This window comes from Blautia liquoris, assembly GCF_015159595.1.
In the GTDB taxonomy this organism is placed as follows: Bacteria; Bacillota; Clostridia; order Lachnospirales; family Lachnospiraceae; genus Novisyntrophococcus; species Novisyntrophococcus liquoris.
In genome coordinates this window covers 726,136-741,707 of record NZ_CP063304.1, presented here as the reverse complement: position 1 = coordinate 741,707, position 15,572 = coordinate 726,136, and the positions used below count along the sequence as shown (strand labels likewise).

14 protein-coding genes are annotated in these 15,572 nt (G+C 44.5%); 1 reads left to right on the top strand and 13 read right to left on the bottom strand.

Features of this window, described 5'->3' with window-relative positions; genetic code table 11:
• Positions 1 to 12 precede the first annotated feature (12 nt).
• From INP51_RS03440 to nifS, 8 genes are all read right to left on the bottom strand, one after another.
• On the bottom strand, positions 13 to 687 hold the full coding sequence (locus INP51_RS03440; protein WP_193736341.1) for a uracil-DNA glycosylase: 675 nt from the start codon (positions 685 to 687) through the stop codon (positions 13 to 15).
• A gap of 81 nt (positions 688 to 768) precedes the next feature.
• The gene (locus INP51_RS03435) at positions 769 to 1,527 is read right to left on the bottom strand and encodes a sigma factor (protein ID WP_193736340.1); all 759 of its coding nucleotides are present in this window, start codon (positions 1,525 to 1,527) and stop codon (positions 769 to 771) included.
• A 191-nt stretch (positions 1,528 to 1,718) separates the two neighbouring features.
• On the bottom strand, positions 1,719 to 2,465 hold the full coding sequence (gene tpiA, locus INP51_RS03430) for a triose-phosphate isomerase (RefSeq protein WP_193737227.1): 747 nt from the start codon (positions 2,463 to 2,465) through the stop codon (positions 1,719 to 1,721).
• A gap of 84 nt (positions 2,466 to 2,549) precedes the next feature.
• Positions 2,550 to 3,743, bottom strand: coding sequence for a phosphoglycerate kinase (locus tag INP51_RS03425; RefSeq protein WP_193736339.1), 1,194 nt, complete (start codon positions 3,741 to 3,743; stop codon positions 2,550 to 2,552).
• A 200-nt stretch (positions 3,744 to 3,943) separates the two neighbouring features.
• Positions 3,944 to 4,957, bottom strand: coding sequence for a type I glyceraldehyde-3-phosphate dehydrogenase (gene gap / locus INP51_RS03420; RefSeq protein ID WP_193736338.1), 1,014 nt, complete (start codon positions 4,955 to 4,957; stop codon positions 3,944 to 3,946).
• Positions 4,958 to 5,054: 97 nt separating this feature from the next.
• Positions 5,055 to 5,879 (bottom strand): histidinol-phosphatase HisJ family protein, encoded by an 825-nt coding sequence (locus INP51_RS03415; RefSeq protein WP_193736337.1) that lies wholly within the window; start codon positions 5,877 to 5,879, stop codon positions 5,055 to 5,057.
• On the bottom strand, positions 5,876 to 6,967 hold the full coding sequence (gene mnmA / locus INP51_RS03410) for a tRNA 2-thiouridine(34) synthase MnmA (RefSeq protein WP_268885824.1): 1,092 nt from the start codon (positions 6,965 to 6,967) through the stop codon (positions 5,876 to 5,878). Before mnmA ends, INP51_RS03415 begins: the two co-directional genes overlap by 4 nt.
• A 20-nt stretch (positions 6,968 to 6,987) precedes the next feature.
• Positions 6,988 to 8,172: a cysteine desulfurase NifS gene (nifS, locus tag INP51_RS03405; RefSeq protein WP_193737226.1), complete on the bottom strand. Its 1,185-nt coding sequence runs from the start codon at positions 8,170 to 8,172 to the stop codon at positions 6,988 to 6,990.
• A gap of 93 nt (positions 8,173 to 8,265) precedes the next feature.
• On the opposite strand from nifS, the gene INP51_RS03400 reads away from it, so the two are divergent.
• Positions 8,266 to 9,780, top strand: coding sequence for a putative polysaccharide biosynthesis protein (locus INP51_RS03400; protein WP_193736335.1), 1,515 nt, complete (start codon positions 8,266 to 8,268; stop codon positions 9,778 to 9,780).
• Position 9,781: 1 nt separating this feature from the next.
• On the opposite strand, the gene hflX is transcribed toward INP51_RS03400, so the two are convergent.
• The 5 genes from hflX to prfA all read right to left on the bottom strand — a co-directional run bounded on the left by hflX (position 9,782) and on the right by prfA (position 15,563).
• The gene (hflX, locus tag INP51_RS03395; RefSeq protein WP_193736334.1) at positions 9,782 to 11,032 is read right to left on the bottom strand and encodes a GTPase HflX; all 1,251 of its coding nucleotides are present in this window, start codon (positions 11,030 to 11,032) and stop codon (positions 9,782 to 9,784) included.
• 11 nt (positions 11,033 to 11,043) lie between these two features.
• A complete protein-coding gene (locus INP51_RS03390; protein ID WP_193736333.1) occupies positions 11,044 to 12,084 on the bottom strand; it encodes a tetratricopeptide repeat protein in 1,041 nt (346 codons plus the stop codon).
• 23 nt (positions 12,085 to 12,107) lie between these two features.
• Complete coding sequence (glmM, locus tag INP51_RS03385) at positions 12,108 to 13,457, bottom strand: phosphoglucosamine mutase (protein ID WP_193736332.1); 1,350 nt, start codon at positions 13,455 to 13,457, stop codon at positions 12,108 to 12,110.
• Positions 13,458 to 13,489: 32 nt separating this feature from the next.
• Positions 13,490 to 14,422, bottom strand: a complete 933-nt coding sequence (locus INP51_RS03380) for a sugar phosphate nucleotidyltransferase (RefSeq protein WP_193736331.1) — start codon at positions 14,420 to 14,422, stop codon at positions 13,490 to 13,492.
• 64 nt (positions 14,423 to 14,486) lie between these two features.
• Positions 14,487 to 15,563, bottom strand: a complete 1,077-nt coding sequence (gene prfA / locus INP51_RS03375; protein WP_193736330.1) for a peptide chain release factor 1 — start codon at positions 15,561 to 15,563, stop codon at positions 14,487 to 14,489.
• Positions 15,564 to 15,572 lie beyond the last annotated feature (9 nt).

Genomic DNA, 15,572 nt, shown 5'->3' with positions numbered 1-15,572 from the left:
CCGTATCTCTTCTTATTTGTTTTCTATCTGCCAGTCGATGGGTGTAATTCCGTTTTCCTCGAGATATTTATTTGTTTTGGAAAAAGGTTTACTCCCAAAAAATCCTCTGTAAGCTGCAAGAGGGCTGGGATGAGGTGCCTCCAAAATCAGATGTTTTGGATTGTACAGCATGGATTTTTTGGCCTGCGCCGGTCTTCCCCAAAGTATGAATACCATTGGCCGGTTCTGATCTGCCAATACCTTAATTGCCGCATCGGTAAACTGCTCCCATCCGATTCCACGGTGTGAATTTGCCTGATGAGCCCGCACCGTCAAAACCGTATTCAGCATCAGGACTCCCTGTCTGGCCCATTTCTCCAGATAGCCATTATTGGGTATGTAACAGCCGAGGTCATCTTCCAGTTCTTTATATATGTTTTCCAATGACGGTGGAATCTCAACACTAGGCTTTACAGAAAAAGAAAGACCATGCGCCTGCCCATCGCCATGATAAGGATCCTGTCCTAAGATCACCACTTTCACCTGATCCAGCGGTGTAAAGTGAAATGCGTTAAAAATATCATCCGGAGGTGGAAAAACCCTATGTGTCCGGTATTCTTTACCTACCGTATTGAAAAGCTCTCTATAATATGGTTTGTGAAATTCACTTTCGAGTGCCCTTGCCCAGGCTCCGTTGATCGGTGGCATAACTCTTCCTTCCTCCTTGGTATTCCCTATTCGGGCTGCATTCTGCTCCCGCAATCCTAAAACATTGTATCACAAGTGGCGTTATTTGTCATCGCCGGTCAGGCGAAGTACATCTTCTATTTCATCCACACTCATGTCTAAAAGTGCTGACAATTCCTCTACGCTGAATTTTTCTTCGGATTCATCTGTGAGCTGCTTTACTGCTGATTCAAGTTTTTCTACCCGCCCCACCAGAGCATCATCTTCCCATTTTTGCTGTTCCTGTGCCTGTATGGCTGTAAGTATTGCCTGATCGATGGAACCCATGATCCATGCACGAAGATTTGTATCTTTATGGTCAGCAATGTCTTCAAGTGCCATTATCAGACCCAGATTGCCCTCTTGCAGCATATCACCGGCAAAGAACTCTTTGCGATGGAATTTTCTCACTGAAGATATCACATCCGGAACATAGGCTTCAATCAGACGTTTCTTTGCCTCGTCGTCACCCTCCAAAGCTGATCTCAGCAGTCTCTTCTCTTGCTCCTCAGATTCAAATCCGCCTCTGATTTCTTCCAAATAATCCTTTAAATACTCTTCTTCCTCTTGTGTAAGTGGATCAGGAGTTTTTTTCGTCACGAATGGCACAGGCCCATCCGCCTTAGTGCCGTCATCTCCCAGTCCATTTTTTATATGGACTCCCTGTGACCGTAGGTATGCAAGAATACTTGCAGTCTGGTCTTCGTTTAAGTGGTCTTCTTCAAAGAAATGAACGGCGATATCATAGTTCAATATGTTGTTGTTATATTTCGCAAGTTTCATGATCTCGCCTAGTTTTTTCTGAAAGCTTTCTACGTTCAATTAATATTTCATCCTTTCAAACGGGTGATAAGCAGAGGCATATTACCGGATCAGTCAATTGGGTAATATGCCTCTGTCGTGTTAATTCGGGAGAGGGTGCCTTTTCATATAAGCATAAAAAACACTAGTCTCCTTGTGGCGTTTTGCACTTTTGTGAACCACGGATTGTTCCGTACTTTGAGTCCCTGATATCACCAGTGTACGATCTCTCCGAAGTCTTCTTTTAAGGAAGCACCGCCGACCAGACCACCGTCAATATCTGGCTGTGCGAAAAGCTCTGCTGCATTTTTGCCATTGACAGAACCACCATACTGAATTCTGATCTGTTCCGCAGTATCCCTATCATAGATCTCGGCAATGCAGTCACGGATTCCCTTGCAGACCTCTTCTGCCTGATCGGCCGTCGCTGTCTTTCCGGTTCCAATCGCCCAGATTGGCTCATAGGCGATTATCGCCGTTTTGGCCTGATCCACAGTTACATTCAAAAATCCTACCTTTACCTGCTGACGTATGAAGTCCATGGTGATACCCTGTTCTCTCTGATCTAAAGTCTCACCGCAGCACATAATCGGAGTGATATTATGTTCAAAGGCTTTTAAGACCTTCTTGTTCACATCTTCATTCGTCTCGCCAAAATACTCTCTTCTCTCAGAATGTCCCAAAACCACATACTTGACTCCGGCGTCCGTAAGCATCTCCGGTGAAATTTCACCAGTATAGGCTCCACTTTCCTCAAAATACATATTCTCTGCTCCTACCTGAATATTCGTTCCTTCACAGGCTTTTACCACAGGAATGATATCAATGGCAGGAACGCAGAATACGACATCGACCTCCTCATTCGCAACCAGCGGCTTCAATGTATTTGTAAGCTCCACGGCTGCCGTCGGAGTCATATTCATCTTCCAGTTTCCGGCAATAATCTTCTTTCTCATAATTTTCTCCTTTAAAAGTGCCTCTCTAAGTAAGTGCCTTATGGGTTTGTTCACCTTACTAGGCTCGACAACACCTCGCTAAGTGCCTTACTTATTATCTGCTGCTGCTACTCCGGGGAGTTCTTTTCCTTCCAGGAACTCCATAGATGCTCCGCCACCTGTTGAGATATGTGTCATCTTATCGCCATATCCAAGGCTGTTGATCGCTGCTGCGGAGTCTCCGCCGCCAATGATTGTGACTGCATCGGTGTCGGCAAGTGCTTTAGCAACAGCTTCGGTTCCGACTGCAAATTTTGACATTTCGAAGGCTCCCATCGGTCCGTTCCAAACTACCGTCTGTGCATCTTTTACCGCATCTGCGAACAGATCACAGGTCTTTGGTCCGATATCCAGGCCTTCCCATCCATCAGGGATCTTTCCGGCATCAACTACTTCCGTATTTGCATCATTTGAAAAATCATCAGCAATGACTGTATCTACAGGAAGTAAGAGTTTTACTTTGTTGTCTTTGGCTTTCTTGATCATTTTCAATGCGTAGTCACAGTAATCTTCTTCCAGAAGAGAATTTCCAACTGTGCCTCCTTGTGCTTTACTGAAAGTATAGGACATTCCCCCTCCGATAATCAGTACATCTACTTTATCCAGAAGGTTTTCGATTACGGAAAGTTTGCTGGAAACTTTCGCACCCCCTAAGATTGCCACAAAAGGACGTTTCGGATCATTGACTGCATTTCCCAGGAAATCAATCTCTTTTTGCATCAGATAACCGACTACATTGGTCTTCATATATTTTGTAACACCGACATTCGAACAATGCGCTCTGTGAGCAGTTCCGAATGCATCATCTACGAATACTTCTGCAAGGGATGCCAGGTCTTTGCTAAAGGTATCTTCATTCTTAGTCTCTTCTGCCCTGTAACGGGTATTCTCGAGAAGAACGATGTCTCCATCATTCATGATGTCAACCGCTGCCTTTGCATTCGGTCCAACCACTCCCCGATCCGCTGCAAATCTTACTGTTTGTCCCAGAAGTTCACTTAAACGGACAGCAACCGGTGCCAGTGACATCTCAGGAAGAGGCTGTCCTTTCGGTTTTCCAAGATGCGAGCAGAGAATTACCTTTCCACCGTCTGAAACCAGTTTTTTGATTGTCGGCAGTGCCGCCACCAGTCGGGTGTCATCAGTAATCTTTCCGTTTTCAAGGGGCACATTAAAGTCACAACGAACCAAGACTTTTTGCCCTTTTACATTAATATCATCTACACTTTTTTTGTTCAGCATAATCATTCTCCTATTTATTTTGATAATACCAGGGTCAAAAGGTTCTGCTTTTCATGCTCGCATGAAAAAGCATGACCTTGGGTATCATAGGGGGGCAAATTACTTTTGACCCCAACCTCTTTTGATGTAAGCGTCAAATTATATAAAAATCAGGGCCCGGTCCAAAGAGAACCGGACCCCTTATGGATCTTGTTTTTTATTTATGATAACTCTGAGAAATATTTGATTGTACGAACCATCTGGCTTGTATAAGAATTCTCATTGTCATACCATGAAACTACCTGCACCTGAGTTGTTCCATTCCCGAGAGGAAGAACCATAGTCTGTGTAGCATCAAACAATGATCCAAAAGTCATGCCGAGAATATCACTGGATACGATTTCATCTGTGTTGTATCCAAAGGATTCGTCAGAAGAAGCTTTCATCTTTTCATTGATCTGTTCAGCAGTTACATCGCCCTCAACAACTGCATTCAACAGTGTTGTAGAACCAGCCGGAACCGGTACACGCTGAGCAGCACCGATCAGTTTGCCCTTTAATTCAGGAATAACAAGGCCAATGGCTTTTGCAGCACCAGTGCTGTTAGGAACGATATTTACTGCAGCTGCACGAGATCTTCTGAGATCGCCTTTCCTCTGCGGTCCGTCAAGAATCATCTGATCCCCTGTATAAGCATGGATTGTGCACATGATACCAGATTTAATGGGTGCAAGTTCATTAAGTGCCTTTGCCATAGGAGCCAGGCAGTTTGTTGTACAGGAAGCAGCTGATATGATTGTGTCTTCCGGTTTCAGAGTTTCGTGGTTTACATTGTAAACGACTGTTGGCAGGTCATTTCCTGCCGGAGCAGAGATAACAACTTTACGAGCGCCAGCATTGATATGTGCCTGAGCTTTTTCTTTTGATGTGTAGAATCCTGAGCACTCGAGAACTACATCAACTCCAAGTTCGCCCCATGGGCAGTTATTTGCATCCGGGAATGCATAAATTTTGATATTCTGTCCGTCTACGGTGATGGAATCGTCATCCGATTCTACTTTATCAGCCAATGTATATTTTCCCTGTGATGAATCATATTTTAACAAATGAGCCAACATCTTTGGTGATGTCAGATCGTTAATAGCTACGACTTCGTATCCCTCCGCGCCAAACATCTGTCTGAAAGCAAGGCGGCCGATACGTCCAAAACCATTAATTGCTACTTTTACTGCCATGATTTTTATTCCTCCTAAAGTGTTTTGATTTCATTGAGTTTCTCAGATTGTTAAAGAAACATCAACCTATTTACATTCTACCTAATTTTAACCAAAATTACAATACCAGATTCATAAATTCTGGTTTTTTCTGCCTGTAAAGTGCATAATATCTGTATCCACATTTTAAGAGCAGTTCCGATACCCGGTCAAAACCGAAAGCGATCTGTCTGGGAGTATGCCCATCCGCACCGATTGTAATCAGTTCCCCGCCAAGTTCCCTATATCTTTTCAGTACATCTTCTTTCGGATTCGACTTGTCCTGACGGGAACGATACCCTCCAGTATTTACTTCCATAGCCACGTTATACTTGATCAGCTGTTTCAAAATGGCATCAATCTCATCACTGTAATCGGCATAATTATAGGCACCAGCCTCCTCATCCAGGTATCTGGACAGATAGTCCATATGACCCAGACTCTGAAAACCATGAAAGCTGTCAAGATTTTCAGCCGTTGCTGCAAAATATCTGCGGAGCAGTTCCTTTTGACTGCCTTCTGGGATTTTGCCTGGTATCGCAGGATCATTTCCATCCAGAAGATGCATAGAGCCTATGACAAAGTCAAAAGGGTATTCATTCACATAATTTGAAAGCCATTCTTTCAAATGCAGCTGCAGCCCCAGCTCAACACCTGCACGAATCTCAATGAGTCCTTCATACTTCTCCTGCACTCGCTCGATGCTTCGAAGATAAGACTCTGTATCGAGCTGAAACGCCTCTTCTTCACCCATCTGGTGAAAGTCTCCTCCAAAATCTTTGTCATAATGATCCGTGAAGCAGATATTGTCAAGACCAAGCTCGATGGCCTTTTGAACCATCTCTTCCATTGGTGCTTCACTGTCTGTGGAAAAACTCGTGTGCATATGTGAATCAGCTATCATAGTATTGTTCCTCCCGCCGCTACATATCCATCTTTATAAAGTACCAGGGCCTGTCCCGGCGTAACAGCCCTTACCGACTCCGGGAAATAACAGGTGAGCTCATCTTCTCCTGTCCTTTTAGCCGTACAGGATGCCCCCTTATGTCCATAGCGGATTTTTCCTGTAAAATCCATGGATTTTCCTATCGGAAGGTCCTCAATTCCCATAAAATTCAACTTGTCCGCGCGTACCGTATGCGAGAACACATCCGACTCGTCCCCGATCACGACTTCATTCGTCTCCGGGCGTATCTCTAATACGAAGATACGTTTCCCAGCGGCAATCCCAAGTCCTCTTCGCTGTCCGACAGTATAGTGTGTAATTCCGTGATGTCTGCCGATCACCCGACCGGATGTATCTACAAAATTGCCCTCCGGCATCTCTTTTCCCGTCTCGTTCTCAATAAATGAAGCGTAATCATGATCAGGGACGAAACAGATTTCCTGACTGTCCTTCTTATGTGCGACCGGAAGCCTGATTTGACTTGCTATTTCACGAATCTGATCTTTATGATAAGCTCCAACCGGCATCAATGTGCGGGCCAGTTGTTCCTGCGTCAGATTATACAGAGCATATGTCTGATCTTTTGCAGATGTAACCGAATTCTGAATCGCATATCGTCCACCTGGCAGGTGTGCGATCTGTGCATAATGACCGGTGGCAATGTAATCCGCCCCAATCGCAAGGCTCCGCTGCAGGAGGGCTTCCCATTTCACATAACGATTACAGGCAATACACGGATTTGGCGTTCTTCCATGGAGATATTCATATTTAAAATACTCTATGACATCCCTTTGAAACTCCTCTTTAAAATTCATGACATAGTAAGGAATATCAAGAACCCGAGCCACCTTTCTGGCGTCTTCAACCGCAGAGAGGCCACAGCATCCCCCATTTTCTTCCAGTGAACATTCGTCCTCATCCTGCCAGATCTGCATGGTAACTCCGATCACATCATAGCCTTGTTCTTTTAAAAGATAGGCAGCCACAGAGGAGTCCACTCCTCCTGACATTCCTACCACTACTTTCTTCGACATTTTAATACTAATCCTCTTTTTCTTTTGCTGCTTCAATGTTGCTTCTTCATAAAGTCTTCGTAAAGTGGCGACATGCTTCTGAGCCGCTTAACGATTGCCTTTATCTTCTCTACAGTGATGTCAATGTCTTCCTTTGTCGTATCTTCTCCCAATGTCATGCGAAGTGACCCATGTGCAGTCTCATGCGTAAGACCAATGGCGAGCAATACATGAGACGGATCCAGGCTTCCCGATGTACAGGCGGATCCGCTGGATGCTGCAATCCCTTCCATATCAAGCATAATCAGGAGGGATTCACCCTCTACAAATTGAAAGCTGATATTTACGTTATTTGGAAGACGACGCACACGATCTCCATTTAGGCGACAATATGGAATCTCTCTCAGAATTCTGTCGATCATATAATCGCGCAGCTGAACTTCTTTCTTTGTTCTGGATTCCATAGAGTTCCATGCACGGCTGGCAGCCACACCATATCCAACAATTGCGGGGACATTTTCCGTACCTGCGCGTCGTTTTCTCTCCTGCGCTCCGCCATGGATAAGGGAGTGTATCTTTACGCCCCTTCTGATATATAAAAAGCCGATCCCTTTCGGCCCGTTAATCTTATGACCACTGGAGCTAAGCATATCTATGTTGCATGCAGCAACATCAATCGAGACCTGACAGAATGCCTGTACGGCATCCGTATGAAAAAGGATCTCATGTTCCTTAGCTATTTTCCCGATGTCCTGAATTGGTTCGATCGTACCGATCTCATTATTCGCATACATCACCGAGATCAGTATTGTCTCGGGAGTAATAGCACGTTCAAGTTCTTTCGGATCCACCATACCCTTCTCATCCACATCCAGATAAGTGACCTTTGCTCCTCTTTCCCTTTCCAGATATTCGCAAGTATGAAGAACGGCGTGATGTTCGATTTTCGTCGTGATTATGTGATTTCCTCTTGATTTGCAAGACTCAAACGCGGCTATAATCGCCCAGTTATCGGACTCACTTCCGCCCGCGGTAAAGTAGATCTCCTCCGGAGAGACACCTAGTACGTCCGCAATCTGGCTTCTTCCTTTATCCACCGCTTCTTTGCTCTTTCCTGCGATTTCATAGATACTGGAAGGATTGCCGTACAGTTCGCCAAAATACGGAATCATGGCATCTACTACTTCCGGTGCCGTCTTGGTTGTAGCTGCGTTATCTAAATAAATCATGCTGTCAATCTCCTTTAATCCATTATAAAGTATCACCGCAATCAGGTTCTGTCAAGGCCCGCTCCGACATACATTTATTCTAAGTATATAAAAATCAGGTGTATGATGTCACGCAAAAAAACATTGCTCTTGGGTACTATAATTCTCACCGGAACAGGCTTTTTAACCCGAATCATAGGGTTCTTCTATAGAATATTCCTGTCACATACAATCGGTGCCACGGGTATGGGGATTTATCAGCTTTTATCGCCCGTCTCCTTTCTGTGTGCGGCCATATGTATCGGCGGATTCCAGACAATCATGTCCAGAACCATTGCGGCAAAAAATGCCGTAGGATCCAAGAAGGGCGGATTTGATGTGCTTTTCGTCGGAACAGGTTTTTGTGTCTGTCTCTCTGTCCTGGCTGCATGTCTCATCCGTATTTTTTCGAATTTTATCGCCATACATATTCTGGGTGAACCGGAAACTGCCAGGATGCTCGACATCCTTGCGCTGTCAGTTCCTGTGTCTACGATACATACCTGTATCATTTCCTATTATTACGCTCGAAAAAAGACAGGAATTCCGTCAGCCAGCCAGCTCCTGGAACAACTTATCAGAGTCCTCTCTTCCTATCTCGTATATCAGATCATGATAAGTCGGGGAATAAAGCCGGACGCAATAATGACCGTAATTGGACTGCTTGCAGGGGAAGCTGGTGCCAGCTTGTTCACTTTGATTGCAATTGCCTGGGAGTGTTCCAAATATAATTACCATTTTCACCTCAGCGAGGCTGAAAAGAACTTCAAGGAGCTTTTTACACTCTCCTATCCGCTCACGGCAAACAGAATCTGCATCACCTTGCTGCACAGTGTGGAAGCCGTCCTGATTCCAAGCAGGCTGCGCCTGTGTGGTTTATCCAACAACCAGGCGCTCGCAACTTATGGTATTATAACCGGCATGGCTCTTCCCATGGTCCTCTTCCCAAGTGCCCTGACCAGTTCAGTGGCGGTTATGCTGCTTCCAAGTGTTGCCGAAGACCAGGCCGCTGGAAATGATGAAAATGTAAAAAAAACGATCGAAGTCACGATAAAGTATTGTCTTATATTGGGTATCTTTGCAGTCGGTGTCTTCTGCGCCTACGGTAATGCCATCGGAACACTTCTTTTTCAAAATGAAGAGGCCGGCAAATATCTGCAGATCCTGGGATTTATCAGTCCGTTTTTGTATCTGAATTCCACCCTGACCAGTATATTGAATGGTCTGGGAAAAACGCGTCTTTGTTTTTATCAGAACATCGCAGGATTGTCCATCCGAATCCTGTTTGTGCTGTTTGCTATTCCGTCATTCGGCGTCAAAGGATACCTCTGGGGTCTTCTGTTCAGTGAACTTGTCTCCAGTGTTTTAAATGTAATCTTTCTGAAAAAAAGCGCCCGTTTTTCGTTCAATGCCATGCAGTGTATCTTAAAGCCATCAGGCCTGCTCATGATCGCTTTAGGAGTTAGTTTTTTTGCCGATGCGATCCTGGGAAGATTCATGGCCGGAAATAGTATCCTGAATCTAATCCTTGTCATTCTGGTCATGGGGAGCAGCTATCTTTCCTTTTATCTGCCCACAATACGGAGACTGAAAGCATAAATCAGATATTCCCATACCGTTCCTTTGGCACATAGGCCTGTACTTTTATGCCCTCCGGCAGATACTCTTCCGAAACCAGTTGTCCAAAGGATCGGATCAAAGCTACCTTAGATGCCTCTGTGTAAGAATATAGCCGATCGATAAAGATCTGCTGTGATTTTATAATTTCTTCCAGAGTGCCTTTGATCTGATCCGGGCCTTTTAGATATTTCAATGAGGTTTTCAGTATATAATCCGCATGGGGATCTGTAAAATTATGCTCTTCCGGATTTCTTTTATCCTGCTTATTGAACAGAGTCAGTACCGTCTTATCTTGTGCACCAAGCTGTTTCAAGGTATCATATACCACCTGCATCTGCTGTTCCATCTGTGGATTCGATGCATCGACAACATGAATCAGAATATCCGCATACCTTGCTTCTTCCAGGGTGCCCTGAAATGCCTCAATCAGATGATGGGGCAGCTTATTAATAAAGCCAACGGTATCCGTCAGCAATACCTGCTGTCCTCCCGGAAGATCCAGCACACGAGTCGTAGGATCAAGCGTTGCAAACAACTGATCTTCCTCCAGAACATCTGCATCTGTCATCACATTGAGGAGTGTAGACTTCCCGGCGTTGGTATATCCTACAATGGCACAGACCTTTAATTGTCCTTTCTTTCTCTTTTCCCGAATGAGATCCCGATGTTTTTGGACTTCTTGCAGTTCTCTTCGAAGAGCAGCGATCCGGTCTGTAATCAGACGGCGGTCCATCTCCAGCTTTTTCTCTCCCGGTCCTCTGGTTCCGATTCCTCCACCCAGTCTGGACAAAGAAGAACGTAGCCCCACAAGCCTTGCCTGACGGTATTTCAACTGGGCCAGCTCAACCTGGATCTTCCCTTCACTGGTTTTTGCTCTGGATGCAAAGATATCCAGAATCAGAAGTGTTCGGTCCATAACCTTGCATTCCAGTTCATCTTCCAGATTTTTCATCTGAGCCGGAGAAAGCTCATCGTCACAGATAATACCATCTGCTTCCCTTACATACAGCATCTGCCTTATCTCATCAATCTTTCCCTTCCCCACATACGTTCCAGGATGAATTGATTCCCGGTTCTGCACGACCTGTTCAACCACCTCGGCACCGGCAGTATTCGTAAGTTCTGCAAGTTCTTTCATAGACCAATAAACTTTTTCCTCCTGCCCCTGGCCTGCTACACCGACAAGAATCACACGTTCTTTTCTTTTTTCAGATTCAAAAAGATCTTCCATATCTCCTCCTTTTAACGGCTCTGAAGGAACAAGTTTTCGCGAACGGCCGTCTCGTTTTCCGGATACTGCTGCACAAAGACGTTCATCTTTTCCTTCGCTGTTTTAAAATCAAGTTTATTTTCATAGACGACAATCTCATTAAACAACAAGTTCTCCTTATCTTTATTATCTGCCTTTTCAAGGCCTGTCTGTATGTCAGAGAGTGCATCATCATAATTTTTATCTGCAATGTCACAGAGTGCAAGACCATTATAAGCGGCTGCCGAATCCTTGTTTTCGTCGAGATACCGCTGATACAATTTTCGCGCGGATACCTGATTCTGGTTCTTCAGATAAATCTGTCCCAGCAGCCAGACAGCCTCATCGACTCCCTCATCGACCGCTTCTTTCAAGACTTTGGACGCTTTATCATAATCCTGCAGATAATATAAGATACGTCCCTGCTCATACTGTTCCTCTGCTCCCCTGGGTTCTTTTTTAACAGCCTCTTCCAGATATGCCGCACCATCTGCCTCACGGTTATTGCCCGCATAAATCAAATAGACTCTGATATAATTGTCATATCCAGGGTTCTTTGCAAGCGAAGCTTTGAAATCAGCTTTGGCCTTTTTCTCCTCATTCTGCCCGAGATAAATCCTGCCCCTCATAAAGCTGGCATCTGCATCATCATGTTCTTTGATCAGGCGGCTGTAAAGTTTTATTGCTCTTTTCGTATCTCCACTGCCTTCGCAGGCCTCAGCGAGATAATACATCACATCACATTCGAACTCCTCAGATTTAAATCTAAGCTTATTTCGGCAGTCATCAAGATAAGTGACTGCATTCTTATAGTCTCCCATTTTCAGATAGGTAATTCCTATCATGCGGCTGGATTCTACTTCCAGTTCAGAATCTTCCTTGGCTTTTAAAAAACTCGCAAGTGCTGTATTATAATCATTCTCTTTTAATGATTTCACACCCAAGTCATATGCACCGGTATAATCTTTCGGTCCGCAGGCTGACATAAAGATGAGCAGACTGCTTAAGACCGTAAGGATCCTTCGTTTCTTCAAAGTTTTTTCTCCATACAAATTTCTCAGTCTGAAATTATCAGGTTTTCTTGTCTCATTACTTCAATTACCTGATCTACGCAGGTTTCACACAGCGCATCCTCTGCAGCTTCCACCATCACACGAATTACAGGTTCCGTTCCGCTTTCACGGACCAGGATTCTTCCTTCCCCCCCAAGTGATTGTTTCACCTCTGCAATCGCTTTTTTAACAGCTGAATTCTCTTTTGCCGCCTTCTTATCGGCTACTTTCACATTCTTCAGGCACTGCGGATATATCGTGATTTCTTTTGCCAGTGTATGAAGTGAAGTCTTCTTTTCAAGAATTACTTCCATAACCATCAAAGATGTCAGAATCCCGTCGCCTGTCGAAGCATGTTTGCTGAATATGATATGGCCCGACTGCTCTCCGCCCAGAGAATAGCCGTTTGCCATCATATTCTCACATACATGGCGATCCCCGACAGCCGTTTTTTCATAACGAATCCCCTCTCGGTCACATGCTTTGTAAAGTCCCAGGTTTGACATAATTGTTGTGACAATCGTATTCTGATCTAATCTTCCCTGCTCTTTCAAGTACTTTCCACAGATAAACATAATCATATCGCCGTCCACGACTTCACCTTTTTCATCAACAGCGATACAGCGATCCGCATCTCCGTCATAGGCAAACCCTACGTCCAACTGATTATCTCTTACAAACTGCTGTAAAGCTTCAATGTGAGTAGAACCACAGTCTTTGTTGATATTTGTACCATCCGGATTGTTGCTGATCACGTATGTTTTTGCACCTACTGCATCAAAAACACTTTTTGCAATGGAAAAGGAGCTGCCATTCGAACAGTCCAGACCAACACGGATATTTTTAAACGAACGCGTCGGAATCGAGATCAGATGTCCAATATAGCGGTTTCTTCCCGCTGAGAAATCGATGGTTCTCCCGATATCTTTCCCTATTGCAAATGGAACCTTTGGTTCTTCCTGATCGATGTAATTCTCTATCTGCTCTTCAATCTCTGATTCCAACTTCTGCCCCTGTCCGTTTATGACCTTGATTCCATTGTCATAATATGGATTGTGGCTGGCTGAAATCATGATTCCACAGTCAAAATTCTCAGTTCTCACAACATATGACACACTCGGTGTAGTAGTCACATGAAGCAGACAGGCATCTGCACCGGAAGCAGTAAGTCCCGAAGCAAGAGCATATTCAAACATATAACTGGAACGACGAGTATCTTTTCCAATCACAATAGACGCCTTGTGATCTTTTCCGAAATACCAGCCCAGAAAACGCCCTACTTTATATGCATGCTCTACTGTCAAATCGATATTAGCTTCCCCGCGGAAACCGTCCGTACCAAAATATTTTCCCATGATTTTGATCTCCCTATAGTTATAATTTCTTTTTAAGCTTCAACTTTGTTTTCGTACAGGTTTTTGTCATAGATGCCGTCTGCAATCAGCCTGCAAAATGCGTCTTTTACTGAATCTTTATCTTCCTGATATGTAACTCCAAACCAATTGGAAGTGGTCTTTAATACCTTTACCTGTGCCCTGCCTTTATGTAGAAGTTCATCAATAAAGGTTGGCAGAAGATATTCTGTCTTTTCATCATCCTTATGATTTATTAAAAATTCGGCAAATCCTTCTTCAAGTTCATCCAAGAACTCCTGCCGCAGTCCCCACATATTCATGGACACCAAGGATTCGGGGTCGAGTGGAGTAAAGCCTTTTTCGTCCTGTACTGCAGCACCCTGAGCTGTCTTTACAATATTGGAGGTTTCATTGATTCCTATCAGATTCCCCCGTTCATCGGTCGTACAGACCCCACGGGTCACTCCGCCGTTGTCACTGAGTGTATTTTCCAGCACAAATCCAGCCATGCTGACAGGGTGAACACCCTTTTCTATAGTATGCTCGCAAGTCAGGTCCTTGTGCAGCTTCACAAAGGGTTCTTTTCCATAATAATCATCAGCATTAATGACGGCAAACGGTTCATGAATAACATCTTTTGCACAGAGAACCGCCTGCCCTGTCCCCCAGGGCTTCGTTCTCTTTTTTGGTTTCTCGAATCCTTCTGGTAGATCATCCAACTCCTGATAAGCATATTGCACCTCTGTCAGCTGTTCAATCCTGTGTCCGATCATCTGTTTAAAATCCTCTTCAAGATCTTTTCGAATTACAAAGATTACTTTATTAAATCCTGCCTCCAGCGCATCGTGTATCGAATAATCCATGATCACCTCTCCACATGGCCCCACTGGTTCCAGCTGTTTAATTCCTTTGCCAAAACGGCTGCCAATTCCGGCTGCCATAATCACCAATGATGTTTTTTTCATGATATCTCTCTCCTCATGCTTTATCTTTTTTTGCTTCCCTCTCCTACTTATTCGTGTCGAGAATTCATGCAGTATTTTCCAGACTGCTGAGTTTTGCGGACTGATCTGCGGCAATTAAACTGTCGATCAGATCATCCAAGTCTCCGTCTAATACTTCCTGAAGTTTGTGAAGTGTCAGTTTGATCCGATGATCGGTCACTCTTCCCTGTGGAAAGTTATACGTTCTGATCTTTTCCGAACGATCACCCGATCCGACCTGGCTTCTCCTTGCCTCGGCCTCTGCATCATGCTGCTTCTCAAGTTCCATATCATAAAGGCGGGAACGCAGAACCTTTAAGGCTTTGTCCTTGTTCTTGAGCTGTGATTTTTCATCCTGGCAAGATATAACAATCCCTGTCGGTATATGAGTCAGACGCACAGCTGAATCTGTAGTATTGACACACTGACCGCCATTTCCAGATGCACGGAACACATCGAACTTGCAGTCCTTCATGTCAAGGTGAAAATCTATTTCCTCTGCCTCTGGCATGATCGCCACTGTAATTGTGGACGTGTGGATTCTTCCGCCGCTCTCGGTCTCGGGTACACGCTGTACCCTGTGAACACCACTCTCATACTTCATCCTGGAATATGCGCCAGTACCGTTAATCATGAATGTGACTTCTTTAAAGCCTCCAATTCCATTCTCATTCACACTGATCATCTCTGTCCTCCAGTTACGGTTTTCAGCATATTTAACATACATACGATAGACTTCGGCTGCAAACAGCGCCGCCTCATCTCCTCCGGCACCTGCTCGGATTTCAACGATGACATTCTTGTGATCGTTCGGGTCTTTCGGAAGAAGCAGGAGCTTCAGTTTGTCCTCAAGTTGTTCCGTCTGTTTTTTTGCATCGAACAGCTCTTCTTTGAGCATTTCACGCATTTCATCATCCTTTTCGCCTTCCAACATGGAGATGCTGTCCTCGATGACCTGACGGTTGTTCTTATATTCCTGATAGGCATCTGCAATTGGCTGCAATTCCGCCTGTTCTTTCATTAACTTTTGAAATCTGGCCGAATCAGCGGCCACGTCGGGCTGGGCTAACTGACGCAAAATTTCTTCCAGGCGAATTGAAATATCGTCTAGTTTATCAAACATTAGGTTCTC

What these genes read in the sequence shown, in the direction of transcription:
- glmM (WP_193736332.1), bottom strand. Translation starts at nt 13,457, where the DNA reads ATGGGAAAATATTTTGGTACGGACGGTTTCCGCGGGGAAGCTAATATC.
- gap (WP_193736338.1), bottom strand. Translation starts at nt 4,957, where the DNA reads ATGGCAGTAAAAGTAGCAATTAATGGTTTTGGACGTATCGGCCGCCTT.
- INP51_RS03400 (WP_193736335.1), top strand. Translation starts at nt 8,266, where the DNA reads ATGATGTCACGCAAAAAAACATTGCTCTTGGGTACTATAATTCTCACC.
- INP51_RS03425 (WP_193736339.1), bottom strand. Translation starts at nt 3,743, where the DNA reads ATGCTGAACAAAAAAAGTGTAGATGATATTAATGTAAAAGGGCAAAAA.
- INP51_RS03380 (WP_193736331.1), bottom strand. Translation starts at nt 14,422, where the DNA reads ATGAAAAAAACATCATTGGTGATTATGGCAGCCGGAATTGGCAGCCGT.
- INP51_RS03415 (WP_193736337.1), bottom strand. Translation starts at nt 5,879, where the DNA reads ATGATAGCTGATTCACATATGCACACGAGTTTTTCCACAGACAGTGAA.
- prfA (WP_193736330.1), bottom strand. Translation starts at nt 15,563, where the DNA reads ATGTTTGATAAACTAGACGATATTTCAATTCGCCTGGAAGAAATTTTG.
- hflX (WP_193736334.1), bottom strand. Translation starts at nt 11,032, where the DNA reads ATGGAAGATCTTTTTGAATCTGAAAAAAGAAAAGAACGTGTGATTCTT.
- INP51_RS03440 (WP_193736341.1), bottom strand. Translation starts at nt 687, where the DNA reads ATGCCACCGATCAACGGAGCCTGGGCAAGGGCACTCGAAAGTGAATTT.